This window comes from Pseudomonas sp. FW305-3-2-15-E-TSA4, from assembly GCF_058787295.1.
Genome location: NZ_JBYSZP010000001.1, coordinates 138,225 through 158,842 on the forward strand (window position 1 = coordinate 138,225; position 20,618 = coordinate 158,842).

The 20,618-nt window shown below is 60.5% G+C and carries 17 protein-coding genes; 6 read left to right on the forward strand and 11 right to left on the reverse strand.

What is annotated here, in order from left to right:
* Nucleotides 1-4: 4 nt before the first annotated feature.
* From algG to yaaA, 7 genes are all read right to left on the reverse strand, one after another.
* Nucleotides 5-1,576, reverse strand: a complete 1,572-nt coding sequence (gene algG / locus AC3WMV_RS00665) for a mannuronan 5-epimerase AlgG (RefSeq protein WP_103369104.1) — start codon at nucleotides 1,574-1,576, stop codon at nucleotides 5-7.
* 26 nt (nucleotides 1,577-1,602) lie between these two features.
* The gene (locus AC3WMV_RS00670; RefSeq protein WP_103369091.1) at nucleotides 1,603-3,084 is read right to left on the reverse strand and encodes an alginate export family protein; all 1,482 of its coding nucleotides are present in this window, start codon (nucleotides 3,082-3,084) and stop codon (nucleotides 1,603-1,605) included.
* Entirely contained in the window at nucleotides 3,081-4,583 is a 1,503-nt protein-coding gene (gene algK / locus AC3WMV_RS00675) for an alginate biosynthesis TPR repeat lipoprotein AlgK (RefSeq protein WP_178085265.1), read from the reverse strand. Before algK ends, AC3WMV_RS00670 begins: the two co-directional genes overlap by 4 nt.
* Nucleotides 4,584-4,598: 15 nt before the next feature.
* Nucleotides 4,599-5,768: an alginate biosynthesis protein Alg44 gene (locus AC3WMV_RS00680; RefSeq protein WP_103369089.1), complete on the reverse strand. Its 1,170-nt coding sequence runs from the start codon at nucleotides 5,766-5,768 to the stop codon at nucleotides 4,599-4,601.
* Between the two features lie 35 nt (nucleotides 5,769-5,803).
* Nucleotides 5,804-7,285 (reverse strand): glycosyltransferase family 2 protein, encoded by a 1,482-nt coding sequence (alg8, locus tag AC3WMV_RS00685; protein ID WP_219738132.1) that lies wholly within the window; start codon nucleotides 7,283-7,285, stop codon nucleotides 5,804-5,806.
* A gap of 106 nt (nucleotides 7,286-7,391) precedes the next feature.
* Nucleotides 7,392-8,708: a nucleotide sugar dehydrogenase gene (locus AC3WMV_RS00690; RefSeq protein WP_047601441.1), complete on the reverse strand. Its 1,317-nt coding sequence runs from the start codon at nucleotides 8,706-8,708 to the stop codon at nucleotides 7,392-7,394.
* Between the two features lie 811 nt (nucleotides 8,709-9,519).
* A complete protein-coding gene (gene yaaA, locus AC3WMV_RS00695) occupies nucleotides 9,520-10,299 on the reverse strand; it encodes a peroxide stress protein YaaA (RefSeq protein WP_103369088.1) in 780 nt (259 codons plus the stop codon).
* A 373-nt stretch (nucleotides 10,300-10,672) separates the two neighbouring features.
* On the opposite strand from yaaA, the gene AC3WMV_RS00700 reads away from it, so the two are divergent.
* The 6 genes from AC3WMV_RS00700 (at nucleotide 10,673) to AC3WMV_RS00725 (ending at nucleotide 15,906) form a co-directional block, all read left to right on the forward strand.
* Nucleotides 10,673-11,749, forward strand: a complete 1,077-nt coding sequence (locus tag AC3WMV_RS00700) for a polysaccharide deacetylase family protein (protein WP_409077742.1) — start codon at nucleotides 10,673-10,675, stop codon at nucleotides 11,747-11,749.
* A gap of 337 nt (nucleotides 11,750-12,086) precedes the next feature.
* Nucleotides 12,087-13,481 (forward strand): PhoH family protein, encoded by a 1,395-nt coding sequence (locus AC3WMV_RS00705; protein ID WP_027610931.1) that lies wholly within the window; start codon nucleotides 12,087-12,089, stop codon nucleotides 13,479-13,481.
* Between the two features lie 238 nt (nucleotides 13,482-13,719).
* Complete coding sequence (moaC, locus tag AC3WMV_RS00710; RefSeq protein WP_095138249.1) at nucleotides 13,720-14,193, forward strand: cyclic pyranopterin monophosphate synthase MoaC; 474 nt, start codon at nucleotides 13,720-13,722, stop codon at nucleotides 14,191-14,193.
* Nucleotides 14,190-14,432, forward strand: a complete 243-nt coding sequence (moaD, locus tag AC3WMV_RS00715) for a molybdopterin converting factor subunit 1 (RefSeq protein WP_096795177.1) — start codon at nucleotides 14,190-14,192, stop codon at nucleotides 14,430-14,432. The genes moaC and moaD overlap by 4 nt, the downstream gene beginning before the upstream one ends.
* Nucleotides 14,433-14,435: 3 nt before the next feature.
* Nucleotides 14,436-14,888: a molybdopterin synthase catalytic subunit MoaE gene (gene moaE / locus AC3WMV_RS00720; RefSeq protein ID WP_103369086.1), complete on the forward strand. Its 453-nt coding sequence runs from the start codon at nucleotides 14,436-14,438 to the stop codon at nucleotides 14,886-14,888.
* Nucleotides 14,889-15,129: 241 nt separating this feature from the next.
* A complete protein-coding gene (locus tag AC3WMV_RS00725; protein WP_103369085.1) occupies nucleotides 15,130-15,906 on the forward strand; it encodes an ABC transporter substrate-binding protein in 777 nt (258 codons plus the stop codon).
* A 105-nt stretch (nucleotides 15,907-16,011) separates the two neighbouring features.
* Here AC3WMV_RS00725 and AC3WMV_RS00730 read toward each other — a convergent pair whose 3' ends face one another.
* From AC3WMV_RS00730 to rhlB, 4 genes are all read right to left on the reverse strand, one after another.
* Nucleotides 16,012-16,638, reverse strand: a complete 627-nt coding sequence (locus AC3WMV_RS00730) for a helix-turn-helix transcriptional regulator (RefSeq protein ID WP_103369084.1) — start codon at nucleotides 16,636-16,638, stop codon at nucleotides 16,012-16,014.
* Between the two features lie 92 nt (nucleotides 16,639-16,730).
* Nucleotides 16,731-17,858, reverse strand: coding sequence for an NAD(P)/FAD-dependent oxidoreductase (locus AC3WMV_RS00735; RefSeq protein WP_103369083.1), 1,128 nt, complete (start codon nucleotides 17,856-17,858; stop codon nucleotides 16,731-16,733).
* Nucleotides 17,859-18,010: 152 nt separating this feature from the next.
* Nucleotides 18,011-18,955, reverse strand: coding sequence for an ornithine cyclodeaminase family protein (locus AC3WMV_RS00740; RefSeq protein WP_103369082.1), 945 nt, complete (start codon nucleotides 18,953-18,955; stop codon nucleotides 18,011-18,013).
* Between the two features lie 137 nt (nucleotides 18,956-19,092).
* On the reverse strand, nucleotides 19,093-20,565 hold the full coding sequence (gene rhlB / locus AC3WMV_RS00745; RefSeq protein ID WP_103369081.1) for an ATP-dependent RNA helicase RhlB: 1,473 nt from the start codon (nucleotides 20,563-20,565) through the stop codon (nucleotides 19,093-19,095).
* Nucleotides 20,566-20,618: the final 53 nt, after the last annotated feature.

Genomic DNA, 20,618 nt, shown 5'->3' on the forward strand with positions numbered 1-20,618 from the left:
ATCCTCAGTCCTGCAATTCGGTCTGGCGTTCGACAGGGTCGATCAGCACGGCTTTCTGCTGGCGCACCAGCAGGTCGAGAATTTCATCCTGGCGCTCGCCAAGGATGCCGTTGAAGCTGATGCCGCTGGATTTGGTCGGCGCCAGCATCGATACGCGATACAGCTCGACGCTCAACGGCGAGTCGATGGCCATCGGGCCGCTGCCGTTGGCCGCCAGTTCACCGCCGACCACGATCAGCGACACCTGGGCGTCGAACGGGTCGAGCTTGATGTCACGGTCGGTGTCGGTCAGGTCCTTGATGTGGCCGTAGACGCCGGTCAGCCCGTTGGCCATGGCGACGTTTTCGTAGAGGCGGATGTTCACGCTGTTACGAATGCGGATGCCGTGGCGCTTGTTGCTGATGACCTTGTTGCCCCACAGCAGGTTGTCGGCGGACTCGTAGAGGGTGATGCCGTCGGTGTGGTTCTTGTAGATCTCGTTGTAGGCAATGATGTTGTTGACGCTGTTACGGTCGATCACCAGGCCCGAGAGGTGGTTGTCGTAGCTCTTGTTGTTGAAGATGAAGCTGTCGTTCACTTCACGGGAAATGATGATGCCGTGCTTCTTCTTCGTACCGTGGACGGTGTTCTCGGCAATGATCAGACCGTGGGAACGGTCGTGCGGGTCGATGCCGTAGACGATGTTGTCCTTGTAAGTGTTGCCCTTGACCACGAAGTCGCGGGTCTCGTAGCAGTAGAAGCCGTACCACATGTCGGAGAACTCGGAGCCGACGATCCAGCCGGTCGGCTCGGGACGCTTGAGCACCTTGGCCATGTTCGGCGTGTACTGGGAAATACTCACCCCGTACGACTTACTGTTGGCGTAGCCGAAACTGGCCATCTTGCTGTTGACGATGTAGGTCTCGGTGCCGCCCCAGGCCAGCAGGAACGGACGGAATTCCTTCGGCGAACGGAAGGTCGCCGGGCCGTTGTCCTTCTCGCGCCAGCCGGTGACTTTGGTGTCACGCACGAACAGCTGACCGTCGTTGACCAGGAACGAACCGGCCTCTTGCGACAGGCGCAACTCCTGGGTCTGACCGTCGATTTCGAGGATGCCTTTACGGCCGACCACAATCGGCAGCTTCGCCAGGTACACGCCCGGCGCGGTTTCGCTGAAGTACTGCTTGGGCAGCTTCTGCGCCAGATCCTTGAGGTTCAGGTAACCGTCGTCGACGAAGATCGCCTGCGGGATGCCGTGCTGACGCACCACCCACTCGGCCATCTTGTTGTCGCCGCCGATGAAGTCCTTCAGCGCGTCTTCCTGCATCATCCGGCGCACGCTGATCTTGCCCGGTTTGCTGCGATTGATCTTCGCGGCAGCGGCTTCGGCGGTGAAGCCGGAGAGGTCGGGCAGTTTCGGCTTGGCCAGTTCCAGCGCCTCGGTCGGCGCGCTGCTGACGGTGTAGGTCTTGGCTTGTTGCAGCTCTTTGGCGGTGGTCACAGGCTTGGCCGGTTCCACCGTGGCGAACGCGCCAGCGGAGGCCAGCAGCATGGCGCCGGCCAACAGGCTGAGCGAGCCTTTCCTTGCATGGTGCATGTCGGGCACTCCCTTGGCGGTTTGCATCAGAAGCGCCAGATCACGTCGATGAACGCGCGGTGCATGTACGAATCGACCTGGCTGCCATAGGCATCACCCGGCTTGAACACGCCGCCACGGAAACGCACCAGCGCCGACGGTTCGTCGATCGACTGGCTCAACGCCGCCGGCAACAGGCCTTGCTTGAAGTACTTGGTCACCACCAGATCCATTTCCTGGCCCAGGTCCTTGTTGCCATCCTGCAGCGGCAGCGAGGTGCTGGAGAGGATCGCGCCAGTGACGTCGTCGGTGTTGTTTTCCACGGCGTTGATGCCGTTGCTGCCCACCGGCTTATTGCCGTCCACGCGCCAGAACTTGTGGTAGATCAGGCTGGCGTCGTACTGGTCGTTGAGCATCCACGAACCGAACAGGGTGGCAGTCTGCATGTTGTTCATTTCGCCACGGAACGCTTCGCCGAAACGGTGCACGCGCGAGCGGGTACCGGTGTAGTTGGAGCGGTTGCTTTCCAGACCGTTCTGCTGGTAATCGGCGCTGGCGCGAGCGTAGGCCGCACCGACCTGCCACTGCGGATCGAGGCGCAGGCGCACGCCCAGGTCGGTGGCCCAGCCGTTGATGTCATCACTGCGCTTGGCTTGGGCCGGACGGCTGCCATCGGCGTTCAGCGGGTTGACCGAATCGAGGTCGCCGCTCATGCCAGTGATGCTGCCCCAGTAGTTGACGGTGTTGGTGTTGCGCCAGTTGTAGGCGTCGCTGTCGGCGGTCAGACCGAGCCAGCTGATGTCGCCGTTCTGGGTTTTGTCGAGGGTGTCGCGGGGCACGCCCGGTTCGGCGTAATCGAGCTTGCCGTTGTCGTGGGTGTGATGACCGCGAATGCCGACCCAGTTACCCGGGGTCCACTGATAGGCGGCATCGGCGTAGGCGTGCAGGCGATCCTTGTCTTTCGGCGCGAGCTCTTTGAGGTCAGTGCGGTATTCGCTGAAGCGTTCGGCGACACCGACGTTGGCGCGCAACAGGGTGGTGTCGAAGGTCCAGTTCAGCGCTTCGATGTTGGTGTCGCGCCATTGGCCGTCGTCATTGCGCAGGCGCTGGCGACCGAGCTTGAGCATCTCGCCGGGGTACGGCGTCAGGCCGCTGTAGCCGACCCAGAACTCGCGCATCGCCAGATAGTTTTTCTTGGTTTTGCGGTCGCTGTTGTCGGTGGTTTGCTCACCGTCGGACTGCTGCAGGGTGTCGGTCTCGATGATGTCGGTCGAGGTCACAGCCTGACCCATGGCGTAGGCACTCCACGCGCCGCTTTCGCCGTAGACCCACGGACGCAGGTCGAGGCCCACACCGTTGACGTCACCGCCGCTGGCGGTGCCGAGGTCGCGGTCGTCTTCGGACTGGCCGGTGATTTTTACTTCCAGACCGAAGTTCTTGGTTTCAGTGATCGCGGCCAGTGTCGGGCAAGACCAGATCAGCGCGAACGTGAGGCCAATGCCGGCCTTCACAAAGGGATTCAACTTCATAGGGATTCCTCGCCGTCTTCTTCTTGCAGGGCGTGCAGTTGCAGCGTGTTCTGGTTCAGGGCGCCACGGCTGGCCTGTTCCTGTTGCAGCAGGCGCTGGGCTTCGGCCAGACGCTCGGGCGGCAATTGCGCGGCCAGGGTGGTCGCCAGTTCATCGGCTTGCGGGGTGTTCTGCGCCTTGGCCAATTGGCTGAATACGTAGGCGTTGAGCGGGTCGGGCTTGGTGCCCTTGCCTTGGGAAAACAGTTGGGCAATGGCGAAATCGGCGCTGTTCTGGCCGTTGCGCGCGGCGGTCAGCAGGTGGTCGAGAGCCTTCTGCGGATAGACCTTGCCCAGGTAACCACGGCGATAGATCTGGCCGAGGTAGTAGTCGGCGGCGACTTCGCGGCCGACGGCTTTCTGGAAGTGTTCTTCGGCGACTTTCACGTCGGCCGGCACCAGTTTGCCTTCGTAGTAGAGCTTGCCCAGCAACAGTTCGGCGCGCGGCTGGTCGGCGGCGCGGCCGTTGTCCAGGTACTTCATCATCTGATCGACGTCGCCCAGTTCCGGGAAGTCGTAGAGCAGCTGGGCGAGGGTCACCCACGATGCCGGGTAGCCCGGGGCGATCGGTTCGAGCAGCGACTGCGCGGTCTTCTCGTCGGTCTTGCCGAGGGTCGAATCAGCCAGCACGCGGGCCACCGAATCGACGCGCTGCGCGCTGACCGTGCCACGGCTGTAACCGGCCTGCATCTGCTTGAGCAGCTCGGCCTGTTGCTCCGGCTGGGCCCGTTTCTGATAGACCGTGGCCAGTTCGACGTAACAGATGTCGGTGGTGTTGAGCGCGGCCTTGCAGATCTTTTCCACGTCATCCAGATGCTGGTCGTAAGTGCCTTGGGTGCGATACAGCAGCACCTGCGCCAGACCGGCTTCGGGGTAGCCGGATTTGCGCCACTGATCGATCTGCTGCTGCGCGTTGATGTTCGGGAAGCTGTGCGGGAATTGCAGGTACAGCATCGCCAGCGGGATCAACGTGTTGCCTTCGCCATTGGCGGCGGCTTTTTTCAGCAGGCTTTCGGCTTCGTGGTGCTCGGCTTCGGTTGACCCGGGCTTGGCTACCAGCAGGCGACCGAGACGGGCCTGGGCCCGTGGCGAAACATCGGCGGCGGCGCGGTAGGTCGCTTCGGCCTGTTTGATCTGCTCGGGGTCGCGGCTGTCGACCTGGATATCGGCGAGGCCGACTTGCGCCTCGCTGTAACCCAGATCCGCCAATGCGCGGTAGTTCTGCGCGGCGGTGGCAGTGTCGCCACGCTTGAGCGCTTCGTTGGCCAGGCGTTGGTCGGGCAGGCCGGCGCAACCGGCGAGACTTACCGCCAATGCCAGCGAGCACACCATCAAACCCATGTGGGAGCGAGCCTGCTCGCGAAGCAGTCGACTCGGTACTTCAGACAAACCGCGCTGATCCTTTCGCGAGCAGGCTCGCTCCCACAGGTTCGGCGGTGTGTTCAAGATAGGAGTAGTCACAGGCATGTCCTCGACTTAAAGACCGGCAGCCATGGCTTTGTCGATCAGCCAGTTCAGGTTCGGACCACGATCGCTGTTCACTTCCACCGGGCGCCCGGCGAAGCTGCTGTCCAGTGGTTCGTCCGGCTGGATCTGCACGCGGATGTCGGAGGACAGGTCGGCGCTTTTCAGGCTGGTGCTGCTGACGATCTTGCCGGTGCGGGTCTGGTCTTCGCCGGCGATCTGGAAGCTCACTCGCGTACCCGGACGCACGTCGCCGAACTGGCGATAGGAGAAGCGTGCATCGACGGTGGCCTGGGTGTTGCGCGGCACCAGGGTGAAGATCACGTCGCCCTTGCTCGCGTACTGACCGTCAGCCACCAGTTGCTGGGCCACGGTGCAATCGCAAGGCGAGGTGAGGGTGCCGGTCATCTGCTTGCCGAACAGTTCTTCAACCTTGGCCGGTTGCAACTGGTCTTCGTCCAGATGGCCCTTGAGCACGTCGAGCATGCTGGTGCTGAAGGTCGCCAGCGGCGCGCCTTTGGCGGCGACGCCGTCGGACTTGACCAGGCTCTGCACCGTGCCGTCACGCGGCATGGTGATGTTCATCCCCGGCACGCTGACCAGACCTGCTTGCGCATGGCTGACGAAGTACATGCCGTACACCGACTTGAAGACGAAACCGAACGCGACGAGACCGATGGCGAAAATGCCGGCGCTGAAAGTCACGGCTTTCAGACGCCCGAACGGGGTCATGCCGCTGCCGCCGTCCTTGACCTTGCGCGCCTTGGTGAAGTTGTCGCGCTGCAGGGTCGCCAGCACTTCACCCATGCTGACGATGTCGCCGGCCAGGTGCGAAGTGATCAGGTGGCGCAGGGTGGAAATATCCTGCGGTTCCAGGTTCTGGAACTGGCAACCGGCGCGGCCGCTCTGGCGATCGTAGGAGCGCACTTGAAGTTCGACGTCCATGGCCAGACCGAGGTTGTCGATGACGAATTGCAGACGTGCCTTGTACACCTCGCCGATGGTCAGCGGCAGTTGCCCGGCGTTGAACGCCAGACCACCGGCGGACAGGTCAAGGACCCGCGCTTCGACCGGCGTTCGGTCCGGACCGAAGAAACGCAGTTTGGCCGGGATTTTCACTCGGGCGTGCTGACGCTGGGCTTCGGATTCATGCACTACGTTGGCGTTGACGGCGGTATTCATGGGGGCGATTTCCTTGTTAATTCAATAGGGGCAGGTCAGACCATCATCAGCAGCACGGCGACGAAAATGCTGCCGGCGGAGAAGGTCATGGTCCGAGACGACCAGGTGTTGAACCAACGTTGAAAGCTGGCGAGATCACGGGTCAGGGAAGTGGGTTGGCGCGTCCAGGATTGCTGGTCGAGGCGGAAGAACACGTAGATCTTCACCAGCGCACCGACGATCTGGTTGTAATACAGAATCACGGGATAGGCCGGGCCGATCCGGTGACCGGAGCACGACAGCAGCAGGGTCAGAATCAGGCGGGTGATACCGATCCACAGCAGGTAGGCGAGGATGAACGCGCCGCCGTACTTGAAGCTGGCGATGATCGCCACGGTCAGCCCCAGCAACGACGTCCACATCGATACGCGCTGATCGAACAGCACCACCGAGGTGAAGGCGCCGAGGCGTTTCACACCCAGGCCCAGCGCTCGCGAGTTCTGGCGCAGGTTGTTGCCATACCAGCGGAACATCAGTTTGCGGCTGGCCTTGATGAAGCTCTTTTCCGGCGGATGCTCAACGGTGTTGATCGCGGCGTCCGGCACGTAAAAGGTGTCGTAACCCAGGCGCATCAGGCTGAACCAGCTCGACTTGTCGTCGCCGGTCAGAAACTTGAAACGGCCCAGGCGCCAGTGTTGCAGCGAGTCGCTTTCGACGTCAGCGATGAATTCCGGATCGGTCACCACGGTGGCACGAAACACCGACATGCGTCCGGTCATGGTCAGCACGCGCTTGGACAGGGCCATCGAGCACATGTTGATGTGGCGCTGGGCGAAACGCAGCTTGTGCCATTCGCTCATGATGTAGCCGCCGCGCACTTCGCAGAACTCGTTGGTGGTCAGGCCGCCGACATTGCCGAACAGCTGGAACCACGGCACGGTCTTGCGCACGGTGCCTTCGCCGAGCACGGTGTCGCCGTCGATCACGGCCACCACGGCGCGGTCGTCCGGCAGGTGACGGGAGATCGCGCGGAAACCGTAGGCCAGGCCATCGCGCTTGCCGGTGCCGGGAATGCGCACGAAGTCGAGCTTCACGCGGTCTGGCGGATTCATCCGCGCCCACAGCGCCTTGACCAGCAGCTCATCGGACATTTCGACGATCGAGCAGACCACGGTGGTCGGCAGTTCGCAGTCGATGGCTTCGCGGATCACCGAGCTGTAGACCTGCGCGGTGGTCAGCGCGTCGATACGGAAACTGGTGACCATCAGAAACACATGCGACGGGTCCGCCGCCTTACCCAGCTTGCGCACTTTGCGGCGCAGGTGCGGGTAAACGATGTAGAGAAAAATCATGCCGCGCACAAAGTGCGTTGCACCCATCGAGTAGCGCCAGATACCCACGGCGCCAATCAGGAAAATAAAGTCCTTCGACTCGGAGTCGAACGTGGACGTGGGCAGCATCAAGGCCAGGCCCAACAACAAACTGAGGTAAAACAGCCAACCGGCGGCCTGAAGTAGGCCGTGCTTTAGCCTGTGCATAATCTGCATCCGTCTCTATCTCGGGCGAGCCTGTCGGGTGGCCCGATGGGGTTAAGGCAGGCGAAGAACCGGCCGAGGGTTCAAATCCCCCGGCCGGAAGGCTGACTTACCAGCAGATACCTTCGGTGCGAGTACCCGGGTTGGTGGCTTTGGCCATGAAGCCGACCAGGTCGATGACCTGTTTGCCTTGCGGCGCTTCCTGGGCCAGCGCGCGGAACTTCTCGTCGCGGTTGCCGAGGATGATCACGTCGGAGTTGTCGATCACCGAATCGAAGTCCGAGTTGAGCAGGGACGACACGTGCGGGATCTTCGACTCGATGTAGTCCTTGTTCGCGCCGTGAACACGGGCGTACTCGACGTTGCTGTCGTAGATGCTCAGGTCGTAGCCCTTGCCGATCAGCATTTCGGCCAGTTCCACCAGCGGACTTTCGCGCAGGTCATCGGTACCGGCCTTGAAGCTCAGACCGAGCAGGGCGACTTTGCGTTTGTCGTGGCTTTCAACGATGTCGAAGGCGTTCTGCACTTGCGATTCGTTACTGCGCATCAGCGAGTTGAGCAACGGCGCTTCGACGTCCAGCGAACCTGCACGGTAGGTCAGGGCGCGCACGTCTTTGGGCAGGCACGAACCACCGAAGGCGAAGCCCGGGCGCATGTAGTACTGGGACAGGTTGAGGGTCTTGTCCTGGCAGACCACGTCCATCACTTCACGACCATCGACGCCAACCGCTTTGGCGATGTTGCCGATCTCGTTGGCGAAGGTGACCTTGGTTGCGTGCCAGACGTTGCAGGTGTACTTGATCATCTCGGCGACCGCGATGTCCTTGCGGATGATCGGCGCGTCGAGTTCTTCGTACAGCGATTGCAGAACGTCGCCCGAGGCCTTGTCGAACTCGCCGATGACGGTCATCGGTGGCAGGTCGTAGTCCTTGATCGCGGTGGATTCACGCAGGAATTCCGGGTTGACCGCGACGCCGAAATCGACACCGGCCTTCTTGCCCGAGCAGTCTTCGAGGATCGGGATCACCACGTTGGCGACGGTGCCCGGCAGCACGGTGCTGCGTACCACGATGGTGTGGCGGGTGGTTTTTTCGCGCAGTACGAAACCGATCTCGCGGCACACCGCCTCGATGTAGTTCAGTTCCAGGTCGCCGTTCTTCTTACTCGGCGTACCGACGCAGATCATCGACAGGTCGGTGTCACGAATCGCCTCGGCGAAGTTGGTCGTACCGCGCAGACGACCGGTCTCGATACCCTGAGCCAGAAGTTCGCCCAGACCCGGTTCCACAATCGGCGACTTGCCGGCGTTGATCATGTCGATCTTGTCTTTGGCAACATCGACGCCAACCACGTCATGGCCCCGTGCAGACAGGCAACCGGCACACACTGCGCCAACGTAACCCAAACCAAATATGCTGATGCGCATCGCAATTACCTCTGTGTTTTATCAAGCCATTAGATGGCCGGAGTTAATGGTGTTCAGCGGTCATAGTGCACTCGAAAGTGCGGCATACAGGCGCCACAATGCCGTGTGCAGGCATACTAAGTTCCGAGTGTCTAAATAAGTGCACTCAAGATGTGCGCAACTAGGCCTTAGTTGTTATGACTTGCCCTGTTATGCAGCGGATCTTCTTGCTGGAAGACTCTTGTGCATGTGTTCAGTCCACCTGATGTCGGACGAAAGGCCCGTAGATCAAGCGGTTGGGTGCTCAGGCGAGCACAATTACAGGGGCGCAGCCTTGGCCTTGTAGAGGATGTTTATGGTGCGTATCACCTATCCATCGTTAGTTGATCAGATGAGTGAACCATCTAGGCAAGTTGCTGTGACAACTTGGTTACATGGTTCTCCGCTCTGCGTAAGTTATCTCGTACAAACTCGGCGAGAATCGTTACCGGTGGTATGAGCTATGCATTTGGACATAGTTCCTACCCGCTCATCGCGAAATCTGAAATTTTTTGAAATATTGCCAAAGATGGCACTGGTCTCAATTTGATAGCACTTTCGATTTGGGCCTTTGTTAATCGGTGCGTAATCGAGCTAGATAGTTTTGTGCCACTACCGTAAAAAAATTTACGTGCCACTACTGAAAAAAAGTGCGGCTGTCGAGTGAAACTAAAATTAGAATTGGGCAGGACGATTTTATGGCGCCAATAAAACGGCGAAATGTTGCGAGGGATTTTTGACGTCGTGCGAGCTGCACGACTCTTTATAGAAAGAGTCGTGCAATGGGCATGCTTTATTCCGGGGCGTGGTCGCGCAGAAACACCAGATTGTCCGGTTTCGATTGCTCGGCGCTGTAGCGATAACCCTGCACATCGAACTGCTTGAGCAGGGCAGGATCGTTGATTTTTTCCTGAATCACGAAACGGCTCATCAGGCCGCGGGCCTTCTTCGCGTAGAAGCTGATGATCTTGTACTGGCCGTTCTTCAGGTCCTTGAAATCGGTGTTGATGATCCGGGCGTTCAGGGCGCTGCGTTTGACCGCCGAAAAGTACTCGTTGGAGGCCAGGTTCAGCAGCACATCGTCGCCCTGATCGGCCAGCGCTTCGTTGAGCCATTTGCTGATGCGCGTACCCCAGAACGCGTACAGGTCCTTGCCACGGGCGTTGGCCAGTTTGGTGCCCATTTCCAGACGATACGGCTGCATCAGGTCCAGCGGACGCAGCAGGCCATAGAGACCGGAGAGCATGCGCAAGTGCTTTTGCGCATAGTCGAACTGAGCTTCGCTGAACGATTGCGCGTCGAGGCCGGTGTACACGTCACCCTTGAACGCGAGCAGCGCCTGCTTGGCGTTTTCCGGGGTGAAGGCGGGCGTCCAGCTGCCGAAACGCGCGGCATTCAGGCCGCCGATCTTGTCGGACACGTGCATCAGTTCGCTGATCTGTGCCGGGCTCAGTTCGCGCAGCTGCTGGATCAGCTCCTGAGAGTGATCGAGGTATTGCGGCTGGGTAAAGCGCTGGGTCGCCGGCGGTGTTTCGTAATCGAGGGTCTTGGCGGGGGAAATCACCATCAGCATGAAGTCGTCTCCTTTAATCGTGGGGGCGATTCTAGGGGGTTGGCCGAGTGGACTCCAGCTATGAGGGTAATAGGTATCAGGAAGCTCGGGCTTTTGCGACGGCTGGTGGATTTTCCCCTCACCCCAGCGCTCTCCCGGAGGGAGAGGGAGCTGACCGTGTTGTTCTAGAGTCATACATCGACCTGAAATATCCAGTCGAACTCAGGTTTGAAAACATGAAGATCGGCTCCCTCTCCCTCCGGGAGAGGGCTGGGGTGAGGGCAGCGTCCTTGAAGCTTGCACATCAGCTATAGTGCCGCGCGGGTTTGGTTATGGAGACACCCCTTTGCGCATTGTTCTTTTATTCACCGCGTGGCTGTTGAGCTTCGGGGCCATGGCGGCGCCGGGCGATGTGGCGACGCTGGATCGCAGCACCTGGCCGGAGCAACTGAGCAGTCCGACGCTGTTCGACGTCGCCTCGCGCGCGGAAATCCTCATGTTCGCCCGTGGCCTGCTCGGCACCGAGGCGCTGGACGAGGCCGCGCTGGCCCAGCGCCTTGGGCTGCGCACGGTCAACGTCGACGCGATCAGCCGCCTGCGCCAGCGGCTCTGGGAACGTCTGTTGGCCAACTACAACTTCGCCCAGCAGAGCTGCGATCAGGATGCCTCGTTCTGCTTCCTCGTCGAAGACCTGCCGACCCTGCGCGAGCAGGCCGCCAAGTTCGTGGTCAGCGACGACAGCTATTACACCAAGTGGGCCGAGCCGAGCCGGTTGTTTCATCTGCAGTATCTGGACGAGCTGATGCGCAAGGCCGCGCTGTCACCGCAAACCAGCAGCGAAGTCGATCAATTCGGCGACTACGAGCGCAATGGTGACGAGATGCACGATCGACTGTTTCTGCTGAGCTTCGACAGCGCCGCCAATCTGCAGCCGGACAACACCGACTGGATTGCCGACTACCTGCGCAAATCCAATCTCAGCGGCACGTTCTTCCTGTTGGGCAAGGATGTGCAGGCGCGTCTGGCCGATCGCTCGGTGAGCAACCTGCAATCGGAGTTCTCGAAACAGTGTGTCGGCGTGCAGGGTTGGGAGTTCCGTTCCCACAGCTATTGGCAGGACTGGCAGGACTCGGTGCGCCGCAGCGCCGATCTGGTGAAGAACAAGTTGCCGGAAAACTATGCGCCGCTGTTCCGTCCGCCGGAGGGACAGCGCCGCAGTGATGCCGGCAGCTTCTTCCGCAATCAGGGCCTGCAAGTGGCGCTGTGGGACATCGACGCCCAGGACGGCGCCGGCAAGCTCAAGGGCGCGCAGAGTGCGCAGCGGGTGCTGACCCTGATGCTGCTGTGGCGTCACGGGGTGATCAATTTCAACATGAAACAGGATGCGGTGAAGACCGCGTTGCCGTGGCTGATCACGCAAACTGCGCAAAGCGGCATCGGCTTTGAAGACTGTCAGGACGGGTTTCGCTGATAAACGGAAAAAGCCCGGAAACATTGGGCTTGGGGCGATTTTTCTAGAGAATTCGATGCAGGCGGACTTCCGACTTTAGCGGGGTCTGGACGGTCCGCCAAGGGCTTTTCGTCACTCTGCAAAATAAACTTAAAAAAACCGTCAAAGTGCTTTTTTATGTCATGGGTTTTGGAGTATTACGAAGACAGACCGCCGAAACCTGCAACACAGGTGGCGTCTTCCAAGACTCCTTTTGTGTGCAGTTCATCCAGTCCCTCGTGGATGAATTCGGCAGTCACTTCGAGGCGCAGCACCGCCCAGGTATTGCGTCGAATGGCTCCCACAAAGGTGACCGAGTATGGATGATCACGGACGTAGCCCTTCTTCCAACCAGCCAATCCTTTATGTACTCGATACCAACGTATTGATTCACGATCCAAATGCCCTGCTGAATTTCGAAGAACACCACGTCGCGATCCCGATGACCGTGCTCGAAGAGCTGGACAAGCTCAAGAGCGGCCATCACAGCGTTGCTGCCGAATGCCGCCAGGCGATCCGGCTGATCGACAAGACCCTGGGCGATGCCTCCCCCGAGGACGTTGAACTGGGTGTGCCGATCCAGCGCGGCAAGGGCGGGCCAAAGGGCTTGCTGTCAATTCTGATGAGCAAACAGGCCGAGTCTAACCTGATTCTGCCCGAGCATCTGAACGACAACAAAATCATCAACCAGTTGATCGACCTGCACACCCGTGATCCGAAGAAGGCCGTGGTGCTGGTCACCAAAGACATCAACATGCGCCTCAAGGCGCGCGCCTGCGGGATCGATGCCGAGGACTACAGCACCGACCAGTTGGTCGATGACGTGTCCCTGCTGCCCAACGGCTACCACAACATGACCGGCTCCTTCTGGGACCGCGTGAGCAAGGTCGAAACCCGTCAGGATCACGGCCGCACCTGGCATCAGGTGCAGTTGATCGACAACCTGCCGGCGGTGCACATCAACGAGTTCATCATTGACGAACAAGGCTTTGTCGGCTGGATCAAGGAAATCCAGGAAGACAAGCTGCTGATCCTCGACCTGCATCAGGAACCGCTGCTGCATCAGGAAGCCTGGGGTCTCAAACCGCGCGATATCTACCAGAGCCTGGCGCTGTATGCGTTGCTGGATCCGGACATTCACCTGGTCAACCTGTCGGGTGCAGCGGGTTCCGGTAAAACCATTCTGGCGCTGGCTGCGGCGATCGAGCAGACCATGGTCAGCAAACGCTATCGCCGCATTATCGCGACCCGCAGCGTGCAGGGCCTGGACCAGGAAATCGGCTTCCTGCCCGGCACCGAAGCGGAAAAAATGGAGCCTTGGCTGGGCGCCATTACCGACAACCTCGAAGCCTTGCACATGGATGACGAAAACACCCATGGCAGCGTCGATTACATCCTCAGCAAAGTGCCGTTGCAGTTCAAATCGCTCAACTACATTCGCGGTCGCAGCTTCCAGCAGAGCCTGATCCTGATCGACGAATGCCAGAACCTCACGCCGCACCAGATGAAAACCATCATCACCCGGGCCGGCGCCGGTTCCAAAGTGGTGTGCCTGGGCAACCTGGCACAGATCGATACCCCTTACCTGTCCGCGACCAGCTCCGGGCTGACCTACCTGACCGAACGCTTCAAGGATTTCCCCAACGGGGTGCACATCACCCTGCAAGGGGTGCCACGTTCGATTCTGGCCGAATACGCCGAATCGCATTTGTAACTCTTCCAACAAAACCGGGTGGCTCAAAAGCCGCCCGGTTTTTTATTGATAAATGCATATCCCCTGTGGGAGCGAGCCTGCTCGCGAATGCGGTGTATCAGTCGACATCTATAGTGAATCTGAATCCGCTTTCGCGAGCAGGCTCGCTCCCACAGGGTGCAACGGTGAATTCATAATCAGTGATGCGGAAATTTGACCCACAGGTTTACAATCCCTGCTCCTGATCAGGAGTAATCCCGTGCTGACTCATCTCGATTCCCAAGGTCGCGCCAACATGGTCGACGTCACCGAAAAAGCCGTGACGTTCCGTGAGGCGACGGCCCAAGCGCTGGTGCGCATGCTCCCCGAAACCCTGCAGATGATCGTCAGCGGCGGCCATCCCAAGGGCGACGTGTTTGCCGTGGCGCGCATTGCCGGCATTCAGGCGGCGAAGAAAACCAGTGATCTGATCCCGCTGTGCCATCCGCTGATGCTCACCGGGGTCAAGGTTGAACTCAGCGCTGAAGGTGACGACAGTGTGCGCATCGTCGCCCGCTGCAAGCTGTCAGGGCAGACCGGCGTAGAGATGGAAGCACTGACCGCTGCCAGCGTCGCCGCACTGACCATCTATGACATGTGCAAAGCGGTGGACCGCGGCATGGTCATCGAAAGCGTGCGTCTGCTGGAGAAGGTTGGCGGCAAGAGCGGGCATTTTCAGGCGGAGCAGCCATGAAGCTGACGGTTAAATTCTTTGCCCGTTATCGTGAAGCACTGGGCGTGGACTCGGTGGAGGTCGAAGGCGATTTCGCCACGGTCGACGCTGTGCGTGCGCTGCTCGCGCAACGCCAGGGTGCCGAAGTGCTGAGCGAACAGAACCTGATGTGCGCACGCAACGAAGACCTGTGCCCGCTCGACGAGCCGGTGAGCGATGGCGACGAAGTGGCGTTTTTCCCCACCGTGACCGGAGGCTGAGGCATGGCGATTCGGGTGCAGTCCATGGCGTTCGATCCCGGCGCTGAAGTCAACGCGATGCACGCGGCGAATGTCGGTGTCGGCGCGGTGGTGAGCTTTGTCGGCTACGTGCGCGACTTCAATGACGGGCTGGATGTGGCCGGGATGTTCCTCGAACATTATCCGGGCATGACCGAAAAAGCCCTCGGCAAGATTGCCGTCGAGGCCGAGCAGCGCTGGCCGTTGCTGAAGCTGGAAGTGCTGCACCGCATCGGCGCGCTGGAGCCTGGCGAGCCGATCGTGTTTGTCGGTGCGGCCAGTGCCCATCGCCAGGCGGCGTTCGACGCCTGCGCCTTTGTCATGGACTACCTGAAAACCCGCGCGCCGTTCTGGAAGAAAGAGAACACCAGTGACGGCCCGCGCTGGGTCGAGGGGCGTGACAGTGATCATGCCGCTGCGGATCGCTGGAAGAAGTAAAACCCGCGTCGTCCTCAAGTCAGTCATCGCGAGCAGGCTCACTCCTACAGTTGGAATGCGTTCCCCTGTAGGAGTGAGCCTGCTCGCGATGGCGTCATTCGCCACACAAAAATATCCTGACTGCCTGCCCGATTGACGGCTTGTACGTAAAAGTCCAGTATGGATTTACAAGTACAAAAAAACCCTTTCAGCTCTTTTCTTCTGTCTTGCCAAACCAACAACAACCCGCGAGAGAACGAACATGAAGAAACTCCCCCTGATCACCGGTCTGGCCCTGAGCCTGTTGGCGTGCACCAGCTCGTTTGCCGCCGAGAAAACCTTGCGCATCGGCATCGAGGCCGCTTATCCACCGTTCGCTTCGAAAACCGACAAGGGTGAAATCGTCGGTTTCGACTACGACATCGGCAACGCCCTGTGCGCGCAGATGAAGGTCAAGTGTGTGTGGATCGAGGGTGAGTTCGATGGTCTGATCCCTTCGCTGAAAGTGAAGAAAATCGACATGGCGCTGTCGTCGATGACCATCAACGAAGACCGCAAGAAGTCGGTGGATTTCACCCACAAGTACTATTTCACGTCGTCGCGACTGGTGATGAAGGAAGGCGCCACGGTCGATGACCAGTACGCCAGCCTCAAGGGCAAGACCGTCGGCGTGCAGCGCGCCACCACCACCGATCGTTATGCTACCGAGGTGTTCGAACCGAAGGGCATCAACGTCAAGCGCTACGGCAATAACGAAGAAATCTACATGGACCTGGCGGCCGGGCGGCTCGATGCGATTTTCGCCGACACCATCCCGCTGAACGATTTCCTGTCGATGCCACGCGGCAAGGGCTATGCGTTTGTCGGGCCGGAGCTGAAGGATCCGAAGTACGTGGGCGAGGGCGCGGGGATTGCGGTGCGCAAGGGCAATACCGAGCTGGTCAGTGAGTTGAACACGGCCATCGACGGGATTCGGGCGAGTGGCGAGTATCAGAAGATTTCCCAGAAGTATTTCAAGTCCGACATCTACGGCGACTGATAGTCCGCCTTCGGGAGCAAGCCCCCTCCCACAGGGGAACGCATTCAAATGTGGGAGGGGGCTTGCTCCCGAAAGGGACGGATCAGGCAATACAGCTTATGGATCCTAGCCCTTCAATTCCTTCAAATGCTTGTACACCGTCGCCCGCCCCATGTTCAGCACATTGGCCACATAGTTCGAGGCGCTCTTGCCCTTGAACGCGCCTTCAGCGTGCAGCGCCAGCACCAGTTCGCGCTTGTGATCGCGGGTCAGCAGATTCAGGCTCAGCTGCCGCTCGCGCAGCCAGGCGTGGAGGAAGGTGTTGATGCGTTCCTGCCAGTCATCGCGAAACAGTGAATCCGGCTGCGGGATCAGTTTGCTCGGCGACAGGAACAGATCCAGCGCGGCCTTGGCATTCTCGAACAGCGAAATATTCAGGTTGATGCACAGCACCGCCAGTGGCCGCTCTTCACCGTCGCGCAGCACGGTGCTCAGGCTGCGGATTTTCTGGCCGTCCCAATTGAGCTTTTCGTACGGGCCGATGTTGCGCTCGCTGACCTCCTCGCTGAGCATGTCTTCAAGCGATGAATCGTCGCCGATCTCGCGCTTGGACAGGTTGTTGGCGATGTAGTCGACCTTCTGCGTGCGCAGGTCGTGCAGCACCACCTCGGCGTGGGGAAAGAACAGCGTGGCGATGGCGTCGGCGATGGCACGGAAGTTATCCAGTGCCGGATCGATTTCGGGGGCGGTCATGATTGTGGAGCTCCAGGCGGCGTCAGCGCCCCCGTGCACGGGGGCGCTGCGAGTGTGCCGCAATCCGTTGGGCGCGTCATCCGCAGGGGCCATCAGCGCAGTCGTGAAGGGGAGAGCATGGCGCTGCTCAGGCCGAACTGCCGCAATGACTCAGGCAACGGCTGATCACGCACCAATGCCGCGCTGGCCTGGCCCATGGCCGGTGAAGTCTGAATACCGTAACCGCCCTGGGCCGCGACCCAGAACAGCCCCGGCACCTGCGGATCGAAACCGCTGAGCAGATCACCGTCGGCAACGAAGCTGCGCAGTCCGGCCCAGATGCGGGTCGGGCGGCGAATGGTCAGGGTCGTAGCCTCTTCGATCTGATAGATGCCCATGGCGATGTCCAGCTCTTCCGGTTGCACGTCATGCGGTTCGACCGGATCGGCGTTGGCCGGCGAGCCGAGGAACATCCCGGCGTCGGGCTTCATGTAGAACGATTCGTCGAGGCTGACCAGCATCGGCCAGTGATGAATGTCCACGCCCTCGGGGCCGGCGAAAATGAACGCTGCGCGGCGCTTGGGTTGCAGGCCCAGCGCCTGGGCGCCAGCCAGCGCGCCGATCTGGTCAGCCCAGGCGCCGGCGGCGTTGATGATGACCGGCGCGCTGAAGGTCTGACCGTTGGTTTGCACCTGCCAGAGGCCAGCGGCGTCGCGCGTCAGGCCCAGCACTTCGCAATCGGTATGTACTTGGCCGTTGTTGCGGCGGATACCGCGCAGGTAGCCTTGATGCAAAGCGTCGGTGTCGATGTCGCTGGCGGTGGGGTCGTAGATCGCGCCGTGGACTTTTTCCCGACGCAGGATCGGCAGACGGGCGCAGGCTTCGTCGGCGCTGAGCAGCTGCATCTCTGGCACTGTGGCTTTGGCGCTGAGGTACTGGTTGTGCAGTTCGGCGGCGTCACCGCTGAAATCCACGGTCATTTCGCCGCGCGGCGTCAGCAATGAATGCTCGCAGAAGCCGCTTGGCGGCTGGTCGAAAAACTCACGGCTGGCCAGCGTCAGCGCACGCACCTGCGGCGTACCGTAGGCGGCGGTGTACAGCGCGGCGGAACGTCCGGTGGAGTGGTAGGCCGGGTGCGATTCACGTTCGAGCACGATCACTTTGGCGTGGGGCGACAGCCAGAAACCGGTGGAAGCGCCGGCAATCCCGCCGCCGATGATGATGAAATCTGCCTGGCTCATGAAAGGTCTCCGGTGTTTACGCAATATCAAGGCGTTCACTAGTCCACTGTGGGAGCGAGCCTGCTCGCGAAAGCGGTGTATCAGTCGACATCTTCGGTGAATGTCAGACCGCATTCGCGAGCAAGCCCGCTCCCACAATGGGATGTGTGGTGTCAGTTATTTAATTGATAAACCGCATTCGCCAGCGCAATGTCTTCCAGGCCCAGGCCAATTGAACGGAAAAATACGTGACGGTCGTAACCGGGGCGCGGCACTTTCTCACTGAGCAGGTCGGCAAGGTCGCCGATGATCGAATCCTTGCTCCAGCCATGCTGCTCGGTCGCGATCAACATCTCACCGGCCGAGCCCGGCGTGGTCAGACGATAGTCACAGAACACCTGCATGTCGCCCAGGCTCTGTGGCGGCAGCTCATGGGCGCGTGGTGCGTTGGTGCTGATCGAGGTGATCAGCGCCGGTTTGCTCAAGCTGGCCGGGTCGATGACCGGGCCGGCGGACGAGGTGCAGAGCATGATCACGTCCGCGTCCGTGAAGGCGACATCGCGGCTGTCGGCAATCTTCACCCCCGGGTAGATCTCTTTCAGCAGCGCCCGGGTTTCAGCGTCTTCAGACAGACTCGGCGAATACACGCTGATGCTCTGCCAGTCACGCAGACCTTTCACGTAATGCAGATGCGCCTGAGCAACCTTGCCGCTGCCGATGATTGCCAGTCGTTGGGCCTTCAGCGGGGCGAGGGTATCGACTGCAACGGCGGTGGTCGCTGCAGTGCGTGCGGTGGTCAGCTCGCCGGCATCGCAAAGCAGCAGCGGTTGGCCGGTTTTCATCGACATTAATAGGGTCCACGCTGTCACCAGTGGCCCTTGCTCGCGGACGATGTACGGCGAGGTCTTGACCCCGTACACGCCGTCCTCGGCCAGCACCCCCAGATAATTGATGAAGTCGCCGGCGCCCTGCGGAAACTCCACCAACTGCTGCGCCGGTTGCACGGCGTGGCCGGCGGCGAGGTCGCGAAACAGTTTGCGCAGGATCTGCGGCACGTCGATGCGCGCCAGCAGCTCGCGGGCCTGGGTATGGTCGATCACGTAGGGTGTACTGGTCATGTCAGGCTCCACGGTCTGGATGTAAACTAATTTGTCCATTATGGACTTTTAGTTGTCTACCGCAAGCGCCTGTTGAAAACGCCGGGCAAAAAAAAGCGCAGTCCGTTGCCGGCTGCGCTTTTTGCGTTACGGGTCGTTTACTGCGGCTGCGGACGCTTGCGCTCAACAGCGCGCAACAGGTGCGTCGGCGGTGTTTCACAGCTGATCTTGCGACCGAGCTTTTCTTCGATCGACGGCAACTGGTAGGAGTCGTCCTCACCGGCGAAGCTGATCGACACGCCGTCAGCGCCTGCGCGACCGGTGCGGCCGATGCGGTGCACGTAGTCGTCCGGGACTTCCGGCAGGGTGAAGTTGATCACGTGGCTGATGCCGTCGATGTGGATGCCGCGACCGGCGACATCGGTGGCCACCAGCACGCGGATCTTGCCTTCGCGGAAGCCTTCAAGGGTCTTGATGCGCTTGTGCTGCGGCACGTCGCCGGACAGTTGCGCGGCGTTGATGCCGTCGCGCACCAGGCGCTCTTCGATGCGGCGCACTTCGTCCTTGCGGTTGGCGAAGACGATCACGCGCTCCCAGCCGTTATCGTTGACCAGGTTGTAGAGCAGTTTGTATTTGTCAGCCGCGGCCACGGCATAGATGTGCTGCTCGACGTTTTCGTTGGCCACGTTGGTGACTTCGATTTCGACGATTGCCGGATCGGTGGTCCATTGCTTGGCCAGGTTCATCACGTCTTCGGTGAAGGTCGCGGAGAACAGCAGGGTCTGACGCTCGGACTTCGGCGGGGTCTGGCGAATGATCTGCCGCACTTGCGGGATGAAGCCCATGTCGAGCATGCGGTCGGCTTCGTCCAGCACCATCACTTCGACCATGTCCAGATGCACGTCGCCGCGCTGGTTGAAGTCGAGCAGACGGCCCGGGGTGGCGACAAGGATGTCGCAGTGACGAGCTTCGAGGTGCTTGAGCTGCTTGTCGAAGTCCATGCCGCCAACGAACGTCATGACGTTGAGGCCGGTGTACTTGGTCAGGTCGGCAGCATCCTTGGCGATCTGCACCACCAGCTCACGGGTCGGCGCGATGATCAGCGCACGGGGTTCACCCATGTAGCGTTCTTTCGGCGGTGGCGTCTGCAACAACTGAGTGATGATCGAGATCAGGAACGCGGCGGTCTTGCCGGTGCCGGTCTGCGCACGGCCGATGGCATCTTTGCCGGCGAGGGTGAAACCCAGCACCTGCGCCTGGATCGGCGTGCAGTACGGGAAGCCCAGGTCCTGGATGGCGTGCATCAGTTCCGGAGCGAGCTTGAAATCGTGAAAGCGGGTTTTGCCTTCCTGAGGTTCGACGACGAAATCTTCGAGCTTCCAGGGAATGACCGGTGCCTTAGGCTTCGGTTCGCGGCGCGGCCGGGGTGGTTTCGGCGCTTCGGCGCGGACCGGTTCGGTGGCGCCGGCAGGTTGCGGCTCGGGCTGGGGTGTCGCTACCGGAGCCGGACGTTCAGCCTTGGGCGCATCGCTGCGAGGGCCGGGGGCGTGCGACGGCGCACTGGGGACTGGCGCGAGCTGCTCAGCCTCGCTTTTACCGAACATTTTCTTGAGTGCTTTGAGCACGGTCATCTCATCAATTGGTTAAGGAATGTACGCCGGCCAGTGTAATGCAAGAAACGGGC